General features: G+C 61.1%; 14 protein-coding genes and 1 pseudogene. 9 read left to right on the top strand and 6 right to left on the bottom strand.

Annotated features, from left to right (window positions below; all coding sequences use genetic code 11):
• Positions 1-38 precede the first annotated feature (38 nt).
• A complete protein-coding gene (locus tag PZN02_RS19640; protein WP_136504214.1) occupies positions 39-263 on the bottom strand; it encodes a hypothetical protein in 225 nt (74 codons plus the stop codon).
• 288 nt (positions 264-551) lie between these two features.
• Positions 552-1,745 (bottom strand): YdgA family protein, encoded by a 1,194-nt coding sequence (locus tag PZN02_RS19635; RefSeq protein WP_280659555.1) that lies wholly within the window; start codon positions 1,743-1,745, stop codon positions 552-554.
• 508 nt (positions 1,746-2,253) lie between these two features.
• On the opposite strand from PZN02_RS19635, the gene parC reads away from it, so the two are divergent.
• Both parC and PZN02_RS19625 read left to right on the top strand, forming a co-directional pair.
• The gene (gene parC, locus PZN02_RS19630; protein WP_280659554.1) at positions 2,254-4,530 is read left to right on the top strand and encodes a DNA topoisomerase IV subunit A; all 2,277 of its coding nucleotides are present in this window, start codon (positions 2,254-2,256) and stop codon (positions 4,528-4,530) included.
• A gap of 166 nt (positions 4,531-4,696) precedes the next feature.
• Entirely contained in the window at positions 4,697-5,023 is a 327-nt protein-coding gene (locus PZN02_RS19625; protein ID WP_280659553.1) for an ArsR/SmtB family transcription factor, read from the top strand.
• Between the two features lie 24 nt (positions 5,024-5,047).
• On the opposite strand, the pseudogene PZN02_RS19620 reads toward PZN02_RS19625, so the two are convergent.
• From PZN02_RS19620 to hemB, 4 genes and pseudogenes are all read right to left on the bottom strand, one after another.
• Positions 5,048-5,801, bottom strand: a pseudogene (locus PZN02_RS19620) (DMT family transporter).
• 3 nt (positions 5,802-5,804) lie between these two features.
• Positions 5,805-6,581 carry an arginyltransferase gene (locus PZN02_RS19615; RefSeq protein WP_280659552.1) on the bottom strand — a complete coding sequence of 259 codons (777 nt, stop codon included), beginning with the start codon at positions 6,579-6,581 and terminating at the stop codon, positions 5,805-5,807.
• 131 nt (positions 6,582-6,712) lie between these two features.
• Positions 6,713-7,177 carry an RDD family protein gene (locus PZN02_RS19610; RefSeq protein WP_280659551.1) on the bottom strand — a complete coding sequence of 155 codons (465 nt, stop codon included), beginning with the start codon at positions 7,175-7,177 and terminating at the stop codon, positions 6,713-6,715.
• 83 nt (positions 7,178-7,260) lie between these two features.
• Positions 7,261-8,274, bottom strand: a complete 1,014-nt coding sequence (hemB, locus tag PZN02_RS19605) for a porphobilinogen synthase (protein WP_280659550.1) — start codon at positions 8,272-8,274, stop codon at positions 7,261-7,263.
• A 176-nt stretch (positions 8,275-8,450) separates the two neighbouring features.
• On the opposite strand from hemB, the gene PZN02_RS19600 reads away from it, so the two are divergent.
• From PZN02_RS19600 to PZN02_RS19570, 7 genes are all read left to right on the top strand, one after another.
• Positions 8,451-8,888 (top strand): DUF6163 family protein, encoded by a 438-nt coding sequence (locus tag PZN02_RS19600; protein WP_280659549.1) that lies wholly within the window; start codon positions 8,451-8,453, stop codon positions 8,886-8,888.
• Positions 8,889-9,018: 130 nt separating this feature from the next.
• Positions 9,019-9,531: a transcriptional regulator LdtR gene (gene ldtR, locus PZN02_RS19595; protein ID WP_136504221.1), complete on the top strand. Its 513-nt coding sequence runs from the start codon at positions 9,019-9,021 to the stop codon at positions 9,529-9,531.
• A 347-nt stretch (positions 9,532-9,878) separates the two neighbouring features.
• Positions 9,879-11,204 carry a L,D-transpeptidase family protein gene (locus PZN02_RS19590; protein ID WP_280659548.1) on the top strand — a complete coding sequence of 442 codons (1,326 nt, stop codon included), beginning with the start codon at positions 9,879-9,881 and terminating at the stop codon, positions 11,202-11,204.
• A 183-nt stretch (positions 11,205-11,387) separates the two neighbouring features.
• Entirely contained in the window at positions 11,388-12,683 is a 1,296-nt protein-coding gene (glyA, locus tag PZN02_RS19585; RefSeq protein ID WP_280659547.1) for a serine hydroxymethyltransferase, read from the top strand.
• Between the two features lie 12 nt (positions 12,684-12,695).
• On the top strand, positions 12,696-13,169 hold the full coding sequence (nrdR, locus tag PZN02_RS19580) for a transcriptional regulator NrdR (RefSeq protein ID WP_003529310.1): 474 nt from the start codon (positions 12,696-12,698) through the stop codon (positions 13,167-13,169).
• 18 nt (positions 13,170-13,187) lie between these two features.
• Positions 13,188-14,276 carry a bifunctional diaminohydroxyphosphoribosylaminopyrimidine deaminase/5-amino-6-(5-phosphoribosylamino)uracil reductase RibD gene (gene ribD / locus PZN02_RS19575; RefSeq protein WP_280659546.1) on the top strand — a complete coding sequence of 363 codons (1,089 nt, stop codon included), beginning with the start codon at positions 13,188-13,190 and terminating at the stop codon, positions 14,274-14,276.
• Positions 14,276-14,896, top strand: a complete 621-nt coding sequence (locus PZN02_RS19570) for a riboflavin synthase (RefSeq protein WP_280659544.1) — start codon at positions 14,276-14,278, stop codon at positions 14,894-14,896. The genes ribD and PZN02_RS19570 overlap by 1 nt, the downstream gene beginning before the upstream one ends.
• Positions 14,897-14,901 lie beyond the last annotated feature (5 nt).

The raw sequence follows: 14,901 nt of genomic DNA, 5'->3' as shown, positions 1-14,901 counted from the left end.
GCGCGCCATCGTCCGCTCCCCGAAGAGCCGGACTGCTATTATAATTCCTCGTCGTCTTCCTCCGGAGTCAGGATGTCGATCAACGCTGCGACGCGGCCGGCCGGAAGATGGCGGCCTTCGCCGATCAGGGCCTCGTCATTGTTGACCCAAGCAATCGCCTCGGCGAGTTCGCTCGCTGTCGCGCCCGTCGCAAGCAGCTCGGCCATTAGCGTTTCGTCGACCGGGCCGAGGATGGCGGTGATATCCGAATGCTTCAGTCCCATGGCGTCCTCCTTCCGTTTCATCGGTCGGGAATGCGCAGTTGTCGGCAACCATACACGAAATAGATAGGTGCCCGCCTCAGAGCATCAAGCAGTGGACGATATCATTAATCAATCGGGATGGAAAAAGCCCGGCGGTGCATCGCCGGGCTACTGCATGATTCCCTAAATCGGAATCGATTTAGGGATAAAGTCGTGCAGAGATTCAAAGATCTACAGCGCCGCGCGTCAAACTAGACGCGCGGCGCTGTAGATCAGGATTGAACTTTCATTTCGCAAGCGCGCAGGCGCTTAGTCGTTCGCAGTCACTTTCACGCCTAGAACCGAAGGAATCGTGTTCGGCGCGCCCATGGCGGCGCCCATGATCAACGGGAAGGGAACCGGCTTTTCGGGCTTGGCGCTAATCGTCAGACTCTTCGGCCCGTCGAGATAGGCGCTGACGGCGGCCGAAACCTGGTTCTGCAACTCCGGTATGTTGAGCTGCGCCATCATGATCGGCACCAGGCCCTTCAGCGATTGCGCCAGCTGATCGCCGGTGACGCCCTGCTGGCTGCCGGCATAGTCGAGCGCCTTCTTGGTGATCGAAGCATCGTCAAAACGGATCGAGGCGCTGTTGAACGTCAACTGCTGCATGAGGCCCATCATCGCGAGCCCCATTGCCTGGTTGGCCTCTTCCTTGTTCGGATTGGCTTCTGCGGCCTTTGTCGCTTCCTGCAGCGACTTCATGAACTGCAGGGTGTATCCGGAAAAGTCCATGGCAATGTTCAGCCGGCCGATATTCTTGAAGTCGAGGGCGTATTCATCGAGGGCGACGTTGCCGCTCTGCAATTCCCAACGGCCCTTCATGGTGACTTCGCCGTCGAGCGTGGTCAGCCCCAGCTTTTCGATCGCTTCCTTGGCTTTGGCGTCCTCGACGTTCGAGAGATCCGCCTTGAGCCCGGCGAGCGTCGCGTCGAAGTCGAAGCCGGCATCATTTTCCTGCCGCGTCAGATTGGCTTCCGTGCTCTCGGCCGTAAAGACGTCCTTGCCCTTGACATTGACCACGATCGGTCCGGTTCCTGCCGTCTCGTAAAGCAGAATGTCGTTGATTGTGTCGCCGGCCGGGTTGCCGGGGATAGACAGTCCGCCGATCGACAGATCCTTGGCGGAGAAGCGGGAACCGTCTTGGCTGACTTTGATATCCGGGAAGGTAACCGTCTCGGAGAAATAGCCGCCATTCTCGTTTTCCTCGACACCCTCGAAGGTGACGACGCCGATGTTGAGCGACTCTCCGGGGTTCGCCGCCATCTGCAGCTTGACGCCGGTCACCGTGACGACGTCGCCGTTCACATCCGCCTTGTCGAAGCGGATCGAGGAGCCGTTGGCGGAAAGAGCCGCATCAAGCTTCTTCATCATGTCCGCGCCATCCAGGGCGAAGGCGGGGCCGGCAAGTGTTAGAAGGGCGGCGCTCGCCATCATCAGGCGGATATTGCGCGTATGCATCATTATCGAGTTCCTTATCAAAAATGTTTGATGCGAAGCTGTTTCTGGGATCGGTTTCGCTAATCTGAGTGATCTCTGCGGGATCCGTCAACTCGCCCCCGACAGAGCCTGAACGAACCGCGACCGTCGGCATGCCCCTTGCGGTCAGCCTACTGCATGATTCCTTAAATCGGGATCAATTTAAGGACAAAGTCATGCAGCAATTCAAAGTGCTACAGCGACGTTAGCGCGTCCGATTGGACGCGCGGCGCTATAGTATCTCGAACGCGGATACCGTCACTCGAATCCTCAATTTCAAATCGGCCAAATCAGCACACCCCCGAAGCTAATACGAAAGAGGGCAAAATTATATTCGTCAGATTGGATGGTGCTTGTTCCCCGCGGATCATACTTTCCGAAACCTTACCGCCGTCAGCGGTCGTGCACGCGACGCGTCCCGGAGGCGGTGTTCTCCACAACGCAGTGCCTTGAAATTCTTGCTGTTGGCGACCGGTTGCGGTAGCAAGAGGGCATGGGACAAAGCCTTTTGCCGCCATCGGGCGGGGATGACAACATTCAGCCGGTTGACCTCAAGGCGGCGCTGGAAGAGCGCTATCTCGCCTATGCCCTGTCAACCATCATGCATCGCGCATTGCCGGATGTCCGCGACGGCTTGAAACCCGTTCACCGCCGCATCATCCACGCCATGAGCGAGATGGGGCTGAGACCCAATTCCTCGTTCAAGAAATGCGCGCGCATCGTCGGCGACGTCATCGGCAAGTTCCATCCGCATGGCGACCAGTCCGTCTACGACGCTCTTGTGCGCCTCGCGCAGGACTTCTCGCAGCGTTACCCGGTGGTCGACGGGCAGGGCAATTTCGGCAATATCGACGGCGACAATGCCGCCGCCTACCGTTACACCGAAGCGAAGATGACGGAGGTTGCGGCGCTTCTCCTTGAGGGCATCGATCAGGACGCAGTCGATTTCCGCCCGACCTACAACGAGGAAGACCAGGAGCCGGTCGTGCTTCCCGGCGCCTTTCCGAATCTTCTCGCGAACGGCGCCTCGGGTATCGCCGTCGGCATGGCGACCTCCATTCCGCCGCACAACGCACATGAACTTTGCGACGCGGCCCTCTATCTCATCCGCCATCCGGATGCGACGGTCGAGGACCTGCTGTTCGATCCCGCCAATCCCCAGAAGGGAGGCATCGAGGGGCCGGACTTGCCGACAGGCGGCGTGATCGTCGAAAGCCGGGCCAGCATGATCGAATCCTACCGGACGGGTCGCGGCGGCTTCCGGGTCCGCGCGCGCTGGGTTTCGGAGGATCTGGGCCGCGGCGGCTATCAGATCGTCGTCACGGAGATTCCCTATCAGGTCCAGAAATCGCGGTTGATCGAGAAGATCGCCGAGTTGCTGATCGCCCGCAAATTGCCGCTGCTCGAGGACATTCGCGACGAATCGGCGGAAGACGTGCGTATCGTGCTCGTGCCAAAGAGCCGCTCGGTCGATGCTGCCCTGCTGATGGAGTCGCTGTTCAAGCTGACCGAACTCGAAAGCCGTATTTCGCTCAACATGAACGTGCTCTCGATGGGCCGCGTGCCGCGCGTCATGGCGCTGAACGAGGTGCTGACGGAGTGGTTGGCTCACCGCCGCGAAGTGCTGCAGCGACGCTCGCGCCACCGGCTGGCCGCGATCGACCGCCGGCTGGAGGTCCTCGCCGGTTATCTCGTCGCCTATCTCAATATCGACGAGGTGATCCGCATCATCCGCGAGGAGGACGAGCCGAAGGCGGTGATGATCGAGCGTTTCACGCTCACCGACCTGCAGGCCGAATCGATCCTCAACATGCGCCTGCGCTCCTTGCGCAAGCTCGAGGAATTCGAGATCCGCACGGAATTCGATGCGCTGTCGAAGGAAAAGGCGGAAATCGAGACGTTGCTCGCCTCCGATGAGAAGCAGTGGCAGGCCGTTGCCTGGGAAATTGGCGAGGTCAAGAAGAAGTTCGCCAAGGCGACCGAGCTTGGCAAGCGCCGCAGCACTTTCGCCGATGCGCCGGAGGCCGATGTCGAGGCCATCCAGCAGGCGATGATCGAAAAGGAACCGATCACCGTCGTCATTTCCGAGAAAGGCTGGATCCGCGCCCTGAAGGGGCACATCTCCGACACGTCATCGCTCCAGTTCAAGGAGGGAGACGCACTGAAAGTGGCGTTCCCGGCGCAGACGACGGACAAGATCCTCGTCTTCACGACAGGCGGCAAGGTTTACACGCTTGGCGGCGACAAGCTGCCCGGCGGGCGCGGCCATGGCGAGCCCCTGCGCATCATGGTCGATATGGAGAATGACCAGGACGTCCTGACTGCCCTCGTCCATGATCCGGCACGTAAGCTCATCATTTCGTCCGCTGCAGGAAACGGCTTTGTCGTTACCGAAAGTGACATCGTTGCCAATACCCGCAAGGGAAAACAGGTGATGAACGTCAACATGCCGGACGAGGCGAAACTCGTTGTTCCTGTCAAGGGCGATCACGTCGCCGTCGTCGGCGAAAACCGCAAGATGCTTGTCTTCCCACTGGTGCAGATCCCCGAAATGGCGCGCGGCAAGGGCGTCCGGCTGCAGCGCTACAAGGATGGCGGCATTTCCGACATCAGGTGCTTTACGATCGCGGACGGCCTCACCTGGGAAGACAGCGCCGGTCGGGTTTTCAACAAGACGAAGGACGAACTGATCGAGTGGCTCGGCGACCGTGCCGCAGCCGGCCGGGTCGTGCCGAAGGGCTTCCCGCGGAGCGGCAAGTTCAACGGCTAATCTCTGCCGCCGTGCGTGCTTCAGGCGCACAAAGGTCGCTGCCGCACTTTGAATTGCCACATATTTTGTCCTTAAATCGGCTTCGATTTAAGACAATATGCAGGTCGAAGGCGCCGCCGACGCGATCGCGTTTAAGCTCAAATTCCTCTCCAGAGGGGTGAATGTCATGACCGCCGCTCTTGACGCAACCTTGCTGGCTCTTGCCGATCCGACGCGCCGCCGCATATTCGAGGTCTTGCTTGCAGGCGCAACGCGCGTCGCCGAGATCGCCGATGCCGTGGGTGTGAAAGGGGACGACCTTTCCGGGCATCTTGCCACGATGGAAGCTGCCGGATTGATCGTCCGGCAAGGTGAGCGCGGCGAGATAATCACGGCTGATCCGGCGCCGCTCCAGATCGCGGCCGAGTGGATCAATACCAATCGCGAACTCTGGACGATGCGCTCGCAGATGCAGAGCGTTTCCCTTGAGCCCGGGCCTGACGAGGCGCAGTGATTGCGCGGCGCGCCGTCGGTGCGCCTATCCCAATTCCGCACATTGTATCTGCGCCTTCATCGCCCTGTTCCGCATCTGCCAGAATGAATGGCCGATCAAGGCAAAGACGAGTATGGCTCCTCCAACGAGCGTCTGCGTCGTCGGCGTTTCCGAAAAGACGATCCACACCCAGATCGGAGCGAGGATCGTCTCCAGCAGATAGAACATGCCGACCTCCGGCGCGGAAAGATAGCGCGGGCCTGTCGCGAGGCAGAAGAAGGCGAGGGGGATCATCACCAGCCCGTTGAAGAGAATATAGCCGGGTGCTGCGATCGAAATGCCGCTCGACGGCAGGAGCAAGAAGGCGGCAATGGCGGGGAAGATTGCGGTCGTCAGCGGCACGAGCGCCATGTCGCGGCCGCTCTTGCGGGCGATGGTGATTGCGCCTGCCAGCAGGAAGGCCGAGCAGGCGGCCATCGCGTCGCCGAACAAGTGTCCGCTCTCCAGCCCGTCCTGCACGATCACGCCGACGCCCAAAACCATCACGGCCATCGTCAGCAGCGTGGCGTTCGAGGGCCGTTCCTTGAGGAAAATCCAGGAGAGGATCGCCGCAAACATCGACGTGAAGGCCAGCACGAAGTGCGACCAGGAAGGTCGAGAGGCTGCGCAGGGCGAGAATCGACCAGACCTCGCCGTTCGCCGAACGGATGAGCGGAATGTCGAAGGAAAGGGCGAGGCCGCCGAGCCCGGTGATGGCCAAGCCGCGCCGGTGCCGGGCGGCGTCAGAGGAAGGGGTCAATTATCAGTCCGTTTCGGTGGATGCGTCATCGTCGCCACAATAGCGCTCCCAACCGCGAGCCATAAGGTGCTCCTGCGGCAAAAACTTTGTTTTATACCCCATTTTGCGCGACCCCTTTACCCAGTAACCCAGATAGACATGGGGCAGGCCGCGTTCCTTCGCCCGGCGAATATGATCGAGAATCATGTAGGTGCCGAGCGAGCGCTCGGAGAGAGCGGGATCGAAGAAGGAATAGACCATCGACAGGCCGTCGCTCATTCGGTCGGTCAGCGCCGTGGCGACCAACGGCCCCTTGGCCTTTTCGTTGATGCCGTCGCCTTCGATCCGCAAGCGGTATTCGATGATCTTCGTATGCACATGCGTGTCCTCGACCATCATGGCGTAGTCGAGTACCGACATGTCTGACATCCCGCCCTTCTGATGCCGGCGATCGAGATAGCGGCGGAAGAGGTTGTATTGTTCGCTCGAGGGTTCGGCGGGGTATTCGGCCGAGACCACGTCCCGATTGGCGGCGAGCACCCGCCGCATCGAACGCGTCGGCGCGAACTCGTGCGCAAGGATGCGGACCGAGATGCAGGCGCGACAGGTTTCGCAGGCCGGTCGGTAAGCAATGTTCTGGGAGCGACGGAAGCCGCCCTGCGTCAGGAGATCATTCAGTTCCGGGGCCCGCTCACCCACCATGTGGGTGAAGACCTTTCGCTCCATCTCGTTCGGCAGGTATGGGCAGGGTGCCGGCGCAGTCAGGTAGAATTGTGGAGACGGTGCGGTCTGCGTGTTCATCGAACGTGGGGGCCACTCTTCGTGCGGTTACTCATCGCAATAGCATGGCCTAAGAATGAAAAACGTCAACTCACTCGTTTAGGCATTCCTCACGGAATGGCGCTGTAAAGCACGCAGCTAGCTCGCAAGCATTAATAGGCGTCGCTACGGACCGTGACGGTGCCGATCAGGAGGTCGTGCAAGAGCCGGCCGCGGTCGGTGAAGAGACCGATCAACAGGATGAGCGGCGTCAACAGGGCGTTAGCGATCCAGAAGATCACCAGATGGACGATCGCCGTCAGAAAATCCATCGGCCGTCCGTCCGTGCGGGCGATCGCCACGCCCATGATTCTCATGCCCGGCGATGCCTGATCGCGGCCGCCGACCGTCAGCCCGAAATAGAGCATAGCCACAAGGGCGAAGAGGACGGGATAGAGGAAGAATCCGAGGCCGAGCGTGAGAATGCCAAGGAAAAACACGACAACCGCCGCCGGAATCCAGAGCAGTGCGATGATCACATAGTCGATGATGAAGGCAAAGACCCTGCGCGACAGCACGCCCTGATAGGCGCGCCAGTCATTGCTCGGGACTCTCAGTTGTTCGTCATGCATGCTCATCAGCGTGCCTCACATTGTTGCCGGTGAGATATGGGGAATGAGCCTCGACAAAACAATGCATGGCTGCAATGCGCTCTGCCACATCAGCGTTTTGCCAGGATACGTGCCACTTCGACCGCAAAATAGCTCAATATTCCATCGCAGCCGGCCCGCTTGAAGGCAAGCAGCGTTTCCAGCATGACCCGTTCGCCATCGATCCAGCCGTTGGCCGCGGCTGCCTTAACCTGCGCATACTCGCCGGAAACCTGATAGGCGAAAACCGGCAGGCCGAAGGCCTCCTTCATCCGCCAGCAGATATCGAGATAGGGGAGGCCAGGCTTGACCATGAGCATATCGGCACCTTCCTCGACATCGAGCGCGGCATCGCGGATTGCCTCGGTACCGTTGGCCGGATCGATGTAGTAGGTCTTCTTGTCGCCCTTAAGCAGGCCGCCGGTGCCGATTGCCTCACGGTAGGGCCCGTAGAAGGCGGAGGCGAATTTCGTCGCGTAGGACATGATGCCGACATTCTGGTGGCCGGCTGCGTCGAGCGCCTCCCGGATCGCGCCGATGCGCCCGTCCATCATTTCGGACGGGGCGATGATGTCCGATCCGGCATCGGCCTGCGTCACCGCGGCCCTGGCGACAACCTCCACGGTTTCGTCGTTTACGATCTCGCCGTCACGAAGGATCCCGTCATGACCGTGGCTCGTGAAGGGATCGAGCGCGACGTCAGTGATAACGCCGATGTTCGGCACCGCCTTCTTGATCGCCCGCGTTGCCTCATTGATGAGATTGTCGGCGGCGAGGCTGTTGGAGCCGGTTTCGTCACGCAACGCCATGTCGATGTTCGGAAACGTGGCGATCGCCGGGATACCAAGGTCGGCCGCCTCTTTCACCGCCTCGACCGCCTTGTCGATGCTCATGCGGTTCACGCCCGGCATGGCGTCGATCGGCTGGACGATGCCGCTGCCCGGCACAATGAAGATCGGCCAGATCAGGTCGTCGACGGTCAAGCGGTTTTCCTGCACCAGCCGCCGTGTCCAGTCCGCCTTGCGGTTGCGGCGCATGCGGCGGTGTCCCGTTATCCTGTCCACAAGATTCGTCTTGTCGTTCATCGCGCCGCCTCCTTCTTCATTTGCACCGAGAACGCGCTTTACCATGTGCCGCCGTCGGTTGAAAACCGCACAGCCTCGCCCCCGGCTGCGGCATTTGCTCCCGGCTTTCCATAAGACAGGAGGGCAGCCTGCGGTTCTGGTGGATCTGGGGAGATACTCAGCCTATGTTGCCGCGCATGCTTCACGATTCTGCTCATGTTCCGAAGCCGTCGCTGACCGAAGTGCTCTTCGGCTGGTTCCTGCGCTTGGTGTCGGCGTCCTGCTTCTGGTTCGCGTTGAACTATTGGGCGATGCTCATCGGCTTCTCCCACGGAGGTGCCGGCCGGTTCGATCTGCTGCCGCCGGAATGGCGCGCTGCGGCCACCGCCCTTGCCGTCGTTTACCCGGTTGCCGCTATCGGCCTGTGGCTCCTGGTTTCCTGGGGCCCCGTCGTCTGGGTCCTCGCCGCGGCAATCGAGATCGCCGTCTACGAATTCTACCCCGGCACCTTCGGCGCGCGGCCCTTGCTTTTCGTGCTCCACGCGGCTGTCGCCGTGACCTTCGTTCTTTTCCGTGTTGCGCTTTTCGTGCAGCGACTGCGGCAAGCGCGGAAGGTAAGGGTTGATTCACCCTGAAACAGGCTCGCGCGACGGTAAGTTCATGTTAAGGCTGCGGTTTAAGTAGAATTTTATACGTATTCGATAGGGTCTCACTCAAGGCGGGAAGACAAACAGACACCGCCAAACAAAACAGTGAGGCAGTCAAATGAACACGAAAATGAAGCCGCAGGCAGTTGCGCCCCGAGACCCGCAGGAAGAAACGATCCGTGGTCTCTACATGGAATCCCTTCACCTTGTCGAGCGTCTGCATCGCCGGCTGCTCGACGTCATCAAGGACGAGTTCGACCGCCAGGGCCGCAGCGATGTCAATGCCGTCCAGGCTCTGTTGCTCTTCAACATCGGCAACTCCGAACTGACCGCCGGCGAACTCCGTTCGCGCGGCTATTATCTCGGCTCGAACGTTTCCTACAACGTCAAGAAGCTGGTCGATCTGGGTCTCATCAACCATCAGCGCTCCCGCGTTGACCGCCGCTCGGTCCGCATCAGCCTGACCGAAGAGGGCCAGGAAATCGCCGAAACCGTCGCGAAGCTCTACGAGCGCCACATCGGCTCGATCCAGAAGGTCGGCGGCATCGGTTCCGACGAATTCACTCAGATGAACAAGCTCCTGCAGCGTCTCGACCGCTTCTGGAACGATCAGATCCTCTATCGCCTCTGATCAAATCGCAAACCTCCAGTTCAAGGGTCGGGCGCAACCCCTGCGTGTCCGACCCTTGCCTTTTTTGCACGACGTCGTTGTTGCCGAAGCCGTGCCGTGTTATCCGGTCAGCGCTTCCGAGACACGAATTGGCCATATTGCTATGAGAGCGACGCTGCACGCGGCAGGTGTGTGCTTGCACTTTGGACGGCGATTCGGTTCGTGGTCGGCCTGCCGGGAGAGGCTCTCACTCGCGCTGTTGTGAAGCCGACGCGAGAGCGGGGCGGCACGCGGGTTAACGTTTGTTAACCACGTTCGTGTTAGGGCTCGGGCAGCGCGCATTTTTCGCGCATTGAAACGGTGGGACTATGTCGAAAAAGAACGGAATTGATGCTTTCTCGCGCCGTGCATTTCTGCGTTCGGCCGCAACGCTCGGCGCCGTCGCCTGGGCAGGCGCCGCCAATGCCCAGGACGCATTAGGCGAGATCATCAATTCGCCGCACCGCGGCTCCTGGGACGACCAGTTCGACGCCAAGGCCTCGCGCACGGCGACGGCGGTTCTTTCCAACACGCCGGTCTTCGGGCCCGAAACGATCAGCCATCTCCAGCAGGCGATCTTTGACTATCAGCAGATCGTTGCCTCCGGCGGTTGGCCGATTGTCACAACCTCGGTGAGGCTCGAGCTGGGCGTCACCGATCCCTCCGTTCAGCAGTTGCGCCAGCGCCTGATGGTTTCCGGCGATCTGCCGCAGTCGGCCGGCATTTCCTCTTCCTTCGACTCCTATGTCGACGGTGCGGTGAAGCGCTTCCAGGCGCGTCACGGCCTGCCGGCCGATGGCGTCATCGGCGAATACACCTTGAAGGCGCTGAACGTCGACGCCATGACGCGCCTCGGCCAGCTTGAAACCAACCTCGTCCGCCTCCAGTCGATGTCGGGCGATCTCGGCCGCCGCTATGTGATGGTCAATATTCCGGCCGCCTATATCGAGGCAGTCGAGAATGGCCGTGTCGTGCTGCGCCACACGGCGGTCGTCGGCAAGATCGATCGCCAGTCGCCGATCCTCAATTCGAAGATCTACGAGGTCATCCTCAATCCCTACTGGACTGCCCCGCGCTCGATCGTCCAGAAGGACATCATGCCGCTGATGCGCAAGGATCCGACCTATCTCGAGCGCAACGCGATCCGTCTCTTCGACGGCAGCGGCAACGAGGTGTCGCCAGAGACGGTGGACTGGAACGCCGAGAAGGCGCCGAACCTGATGTTCCGGCAGGACCCCGGCAAGATCAACGCGATGTCCTCGACGAAGATCAACTTCCACAACGAGCACGCGGTCTACATGCACGACACGCCGCAGCAGGGCCTGTTCAACAAGCTGATGCGTTTCGAGTCGTCGGGCTGCGTGCGCGTCCAGAACGTGCGCGACCTCTCGACCTGGCTGCTGAAGGAAACGCCCGGCTGGTCCCGTCAGCAGATGGAGGCGACGATCAAGTCGGGTGTCAACACGCCGATCACACTCGCGGAGGAAGTACCGGTTTACTTCACCTATGTCACCGCCTGGTCGGCAAAGGACAGGGTCGTGCAGTTCCGCGACGACATCTATCAGCGCGACGGTGCTGCCGAGCTCGCGCTCCAGACGACAACGGGAGTCGAACAGCCAGCGGGCTCCATAGAACAGGACGCTTTGCCGCAATAAGCAAACTCCCGATTTCACCGATCAAGGCCGCGCATCTGAATGGAACGCGGCCTTTTTCTTGGCGTGCGCGCTCGCTTCTTCGGCGCGGCGGATGGTGGAAATGGCGCAAACCGCACAGCGGATATTGCTCTCCGCGTGCGAGGAAGCTAAAGAACGACCACCTTTGAGAGGAGCCTCGAGCCGATGCTTGCACAAACCAATGACGCCTTCTTCACCCGCTCTCTCGCGGAAAGCGATCCGGACATCTTCGGTGCGATCGAGAAGGAGCTGGGGCGCCAGCGCCACGAGATCGAGCTGATCGCCTCTGAAAACATCGTTTCGCGAGCTGTGCTCGAAGCCCAGGGCTCGATCATGACGAACAAATATGCCGAGGGCTATCCGGGCAAGCGCTACTACGGCGGCTGCCAGTTCGTTGACATCGCCGAGGAACTGGCGATCGAACGCGCCAAGAAGCTCTTCGGCGTCAATTTTGCCAACGTCCAGCCGAACTCCGGTTCGCAGATGAACCAGGCAGTCTTCCTGGCGCTCCTGCAGCCGGGCGACACCTTCATGGGTCTCGATCTCAATTCCGGCGGTCACCTGACCCACGGCTCCCCGGTGAACATGTCCGGCAAGTGGTTCAACGTCATTTCCTACGGGGTGCGCGCGGACGATCACCTGCTCGATATGGATGACGTCGCCGAAAAGGCCCGCAAGCACAAGCCGAAGCTCATTATCGCCGGCGGCACCGCCTATTCGCGTATCTGGGACTGGAAGCGCTTCCGCGAAATCGCCGATGAAGTCGGTGCCTGGCTGATGGTCGACATGGCCCATATCGCCGGTCTCGTTGCCGGTGGTCAGCATCCCTCTCCGTTCCCGCATTGCCACGTCGCGACGACGACGACGCACAAGTCGCTGCGCGGCCCGCGCGGCGGCATGGTGCTGACGAATGACGAGGATGTCGCCAAGAAGATCAACTCGGCCGTCTTCCCCGGCCTTCAGGGCGGCCCGCTGATGCACGTGATCGCCGCCAAGGCCGTCGCGCTCGGCGAAGCCCTGCAGCCCTCCTTCAAGGAATACACGGCCCAGATCGTCAAGAATGCCCGCACGCTCGCCGAAACGCTGAAGGCGAACGGCCTCGACATCGTCTCGGGCGGCACGGACAACCACCTGATGCTCGTCGACCTGCGCAAGAAGAACGCGACCGGTAAGCGGGCGGAAGCCGCTCTCGGCCGCGCCTACATCACCTGCAACAAGAACGGCATTCCCTTCGATCCGGAAAAGCCCTTCGTCACCTCGGGCGTCCGCCTCGGTGCGCCGGCTGGCACGACCCGCGGCTTGAAGGAAGCCGAATTCAAGGAAATCGGCGAGTTGATCGTCGAGGTGCTTGACGGCCTCAAGGTCGCCAATTCCGACGAAGGCAACGCCGCCGTGGAAGCTGGAGTGCGCGAGAAGGTGATCAAGCTCACCGACCGGTTCCCGATGTACAGCTACATGTGATCGGACGGCTGCATGCGCTGCCCCTATTGTGGTTCCGAAGACAGTCAGGTGAAGGATTCCCGTCCGGCAGAGGATGGGAATGCCATTCGCCGCCGCCGCATCTGCCCGGATTGCGGCGGCCGCTTCACGACCTTCGAGCGGGTGCAACTGCGCGAGCTGATGATTATCAAGAAAACCGGCCGGAAGGTGCCTTTCGACCGGGACAAGCTGCTCCGTTCATTCGAGATTGCCCTCAGGAAACGCCCGGTCGACCGGGATCGCATCGAGCGCGCCGTGTCGGGCATCGTCCGCCGGCTCGAGAGTTCGGGCGAGACGGAAATCCCTTCCGAAGAAATCGGTCTGCAGGTGCTCGAAGCCCTGAAGAGCCTCGACGATGTCGCTTTCGTCCGCTACGCGTCGGTCTATAGAGATTTCTCGCACGCGGAAGATTTCGAGAAAGTCATCGCGGAAATCAGCGCCAAGATCGCGCGCGATCCCGGCGAATAGGCCCAAGCGGAGCGAAGCATGACAGCGCCGACGCGCGAGGACGAAAGGTTCATGGCGGCGGCGCTGCGCCTCGCCCGCCGCAATCTCGGCCTGACGTCGACGAACCCCTCAGTCGCCTGCATCATCGTCAACGACGGAACGATCGTGGGACGGGCGGTGACGGCGCCGGGCGGGCGCCCGCACGCCGAGACGCAGGCGCTCGCCGAAGCCGGGGAGAAGACGAGGGGAGCAACCGCCTATGTGACGCTAGAGCCTTGCTCGCATCACGGCAAGACGCCACCCTGCGCCGACGCTTTGGTCGCCTCCGGTGTCGCCCGTGTCGTCATTTCGATCCTCGACCCGGACGAGCGTGTTGCCGGACGCGGCGTGGTGATGCTGCGCGACGCCGGCATCGCCGTCGACATCGGCACGCTCTATCGCGACGGAGAGCGGGCGCTTGAAGCCTACCTTATGCGTCAGCGCAGCAAACGGCTGCATGTGACCCTGAAGCTTGCGGTTTCCCAGGATGGAATGATCGGCCGCACGGGGGAGGGGCAGGTTCGGATTACCGGCCCGATTTCTCGTGCGCAGGTACAGGTGCTTCGCGCGGAGACGGACGCGATATTGGTCGGCATCGGCACGGCGACAGCCGATGATCCGGAACTGACCGTACGCTTGCCGGGATTGGAGGACCGGTCCCCGGTTCGCGTCGTTCTCGACCGCCGTCTCGATCTGCCAGTCGGCTCGAAACTCGTCCATTCGGCACGAGAGGTTCCGGTGATCGCTGTGGCAGATGCAAGACTCGATGAGGATGCCGCCAAGCGTCGCGCGGCGCTCGAAGCCGCCGGCGTCGAAGTGCTGGACACCGATAACATCTCCGATCTTCTGACGGCGCTTGCCTCGCGCGGCATTTCCTCGCTGCTGGTCGAAGGCGGTGCGCGGGCGGCCCGCGCGTTCCTCGATGCCGATCTTGTCGACCGCATCCTGCTTTTCACCGGCCAGATCACCATTGGCGAAGACGGGATTCGATCCCCATTTGATCGGCAGTCCATTCCGGCCGGTTTCGTGCTTCGTCGGACGGCGCATTATGGCGACGATATTTTCGAGGATTACGAGAGAGACATCTGATGTTCACAGGCATTGTCACCGATATCGGTACCGTTGAGGTCGTCACGCCACTGAAGGAAGGCATCAAGCTTCGCGTTGCCACCAACTATGATCCGAAGACGATCGATCTAGGCGCCTCCATTGCGCATTCGGGCGTATGCCTCACGGTTACCGCGTTGCCAGAGGCAGGCAGCAACGAGCGTTGGTTCGAGGTCGAGGCATGGGAAGAGGCGCTTCGGCTGACGACGATCGCCGGATGGCAAAAGGGCACACGCATCAATTTGGAGCGCTCGTTAAAGATCGGCGACGAGCTCGGTGGTCATCTTGTGTCCGGCCATGTGGACGACAAGGCCGAAATCCTCTCCGTGGAGCCGGAAGGCGACGCGGTGCGCTTCCGGCTGCGCGCCCCGGAGCATCTAGCCAGGTTCGTGGCGCCCAAGGGCTCGGTCGCCCTCGACGGAACCTCACTCACTGTCAACAAGGTGGATGGCGCCGAGTTCGACGTGCTCCTTATCCGTCATTCGCTCGAAGTCACCACATGGGGCGAGCGGCGCGTCGGCGATCTCGTCAACTTCGAGGTTGATACGATGGCGCGTTATGCGGCACGGCTGGCAGAATTTCCCGCGCCCAAGGCGGAATAACGACG

Origin of the sequence: Sinorhizobium garamanticum (assembly GCF_029892065.1) — a bacterium.
GTDB lineage: Bacteria > Pseudomonadota > Alphaproteobacteria > Rhizobiales > Rhizobiaceae > Sinorhizobium > Sinorhizobium garamanticum.
Note: the sequence above shows the minus strand (reverse complement) of the source record. Positions and strands in the feature narration are given on the sequence as shown.

What these genes read in the sequence shown, in the direction of transcription:
- PZN02_RS19640 (WP_136504214.1), bottom strand. Translation starts at nt 263, where the DNA reads ATGGGACTGAAGCATTCGGATATCACCGCCATCCTCGGCCCGGTCGAC.
- PZN02_RS19635 (WP_280659555.1), bottom strand. Translation starts at nt 1,745, where the DNA reads ATGATGCATACGCGCAATATCCGCCTGATGATGGCGAGCGCCGCCCTT.
- parC (WP_280659554.1), top strand. Translation starts at nt 2,254, where the DNA reads ATGGGACAAAGCCTTTTGCCGCCATCGGGCGGGGATGACAACATTCAG.
- PZN02_RS19625 (WP_280659553.1), top strand. Translation starts at nt 4,697, where the DNA reads ATGACCGCCGCTCTTGACGCAACCTTGCTGGCTCTTGCCGATCCGACG.
- PZN02_RS19615 (WP_280659552.1), bottom strand. Translation starts at nt 6,581, where the DNA reads ATGAACACGCAGACCGCACCGTCTCCACAATTCTACCTGACTGCGCCG.
- PZN02_RS19610 (WP_280659551.1), bottom strand. Translation starts at nt 7,177, where the DNA reads ATGAGCATGCATGACGAACAACTGAGAGTCCCGAGCAATGACTGGCGC.
- hemB (WP_280659550.1), bottom strand. Translation starts at nt 8,274, where the DNA reads ATGAACGACAAGACGAATCTTGTGGACAGGATAACGGGACACCGCCGC.
- PZN02_RS19600 (WP_280659549.1), top strand. Translation starts at nt 8,451, where the DNA reads ATGCTTCACGATTCTGCTCATGTTCCGAAGCCGTCGCTGACCGAAGTG.
- ldtR (WP_136504221.1), top strand. Translation starts at nt 9,019, where the DNA reads ATGAACACGAAAATGAAGCCGCAGGCAGTTGCGCCCCGAGACCCGCAG.
- PZN02_RS19590 (WP_280659548.1), top strand. Translation starts at nt 9,879, where the DNA reads ATGTCGAAAAAGAACGGAATTGATGCTTTCTCGCGCCGTGCATTTCTG.
- glyA (WP_280659547.1), top strand. Translation starts at nt 11,388, where the DNA reads ATGCTTGCACAAACCAATGACGCCTTCTTCACCCGCTCTCTCGCGGAA.
- nrdR (WP_003529310.1), top strand. Translation starts at nt 12,696, where the DNA reads ATGCGCTGCCCCTATTGTGGTTCCGAAGACAGTCAGGTGAAGGATTCC.
- ribD (WP_280659546.1), top strand. Translation starts at nt 13,188, where the DNA reads ATGACAGCGCCGACGCGCGAGGACGAAAGGTTCATGGCGGCGGCGCTG.
- PZN02_RS19570 (WP_280659544.1), top strand. Translation starts at nt 14,276, where the DNA reads ATGTTCACAGGCATTGTCACCGATATCGGTACCGTTGAGGTCGTCACG.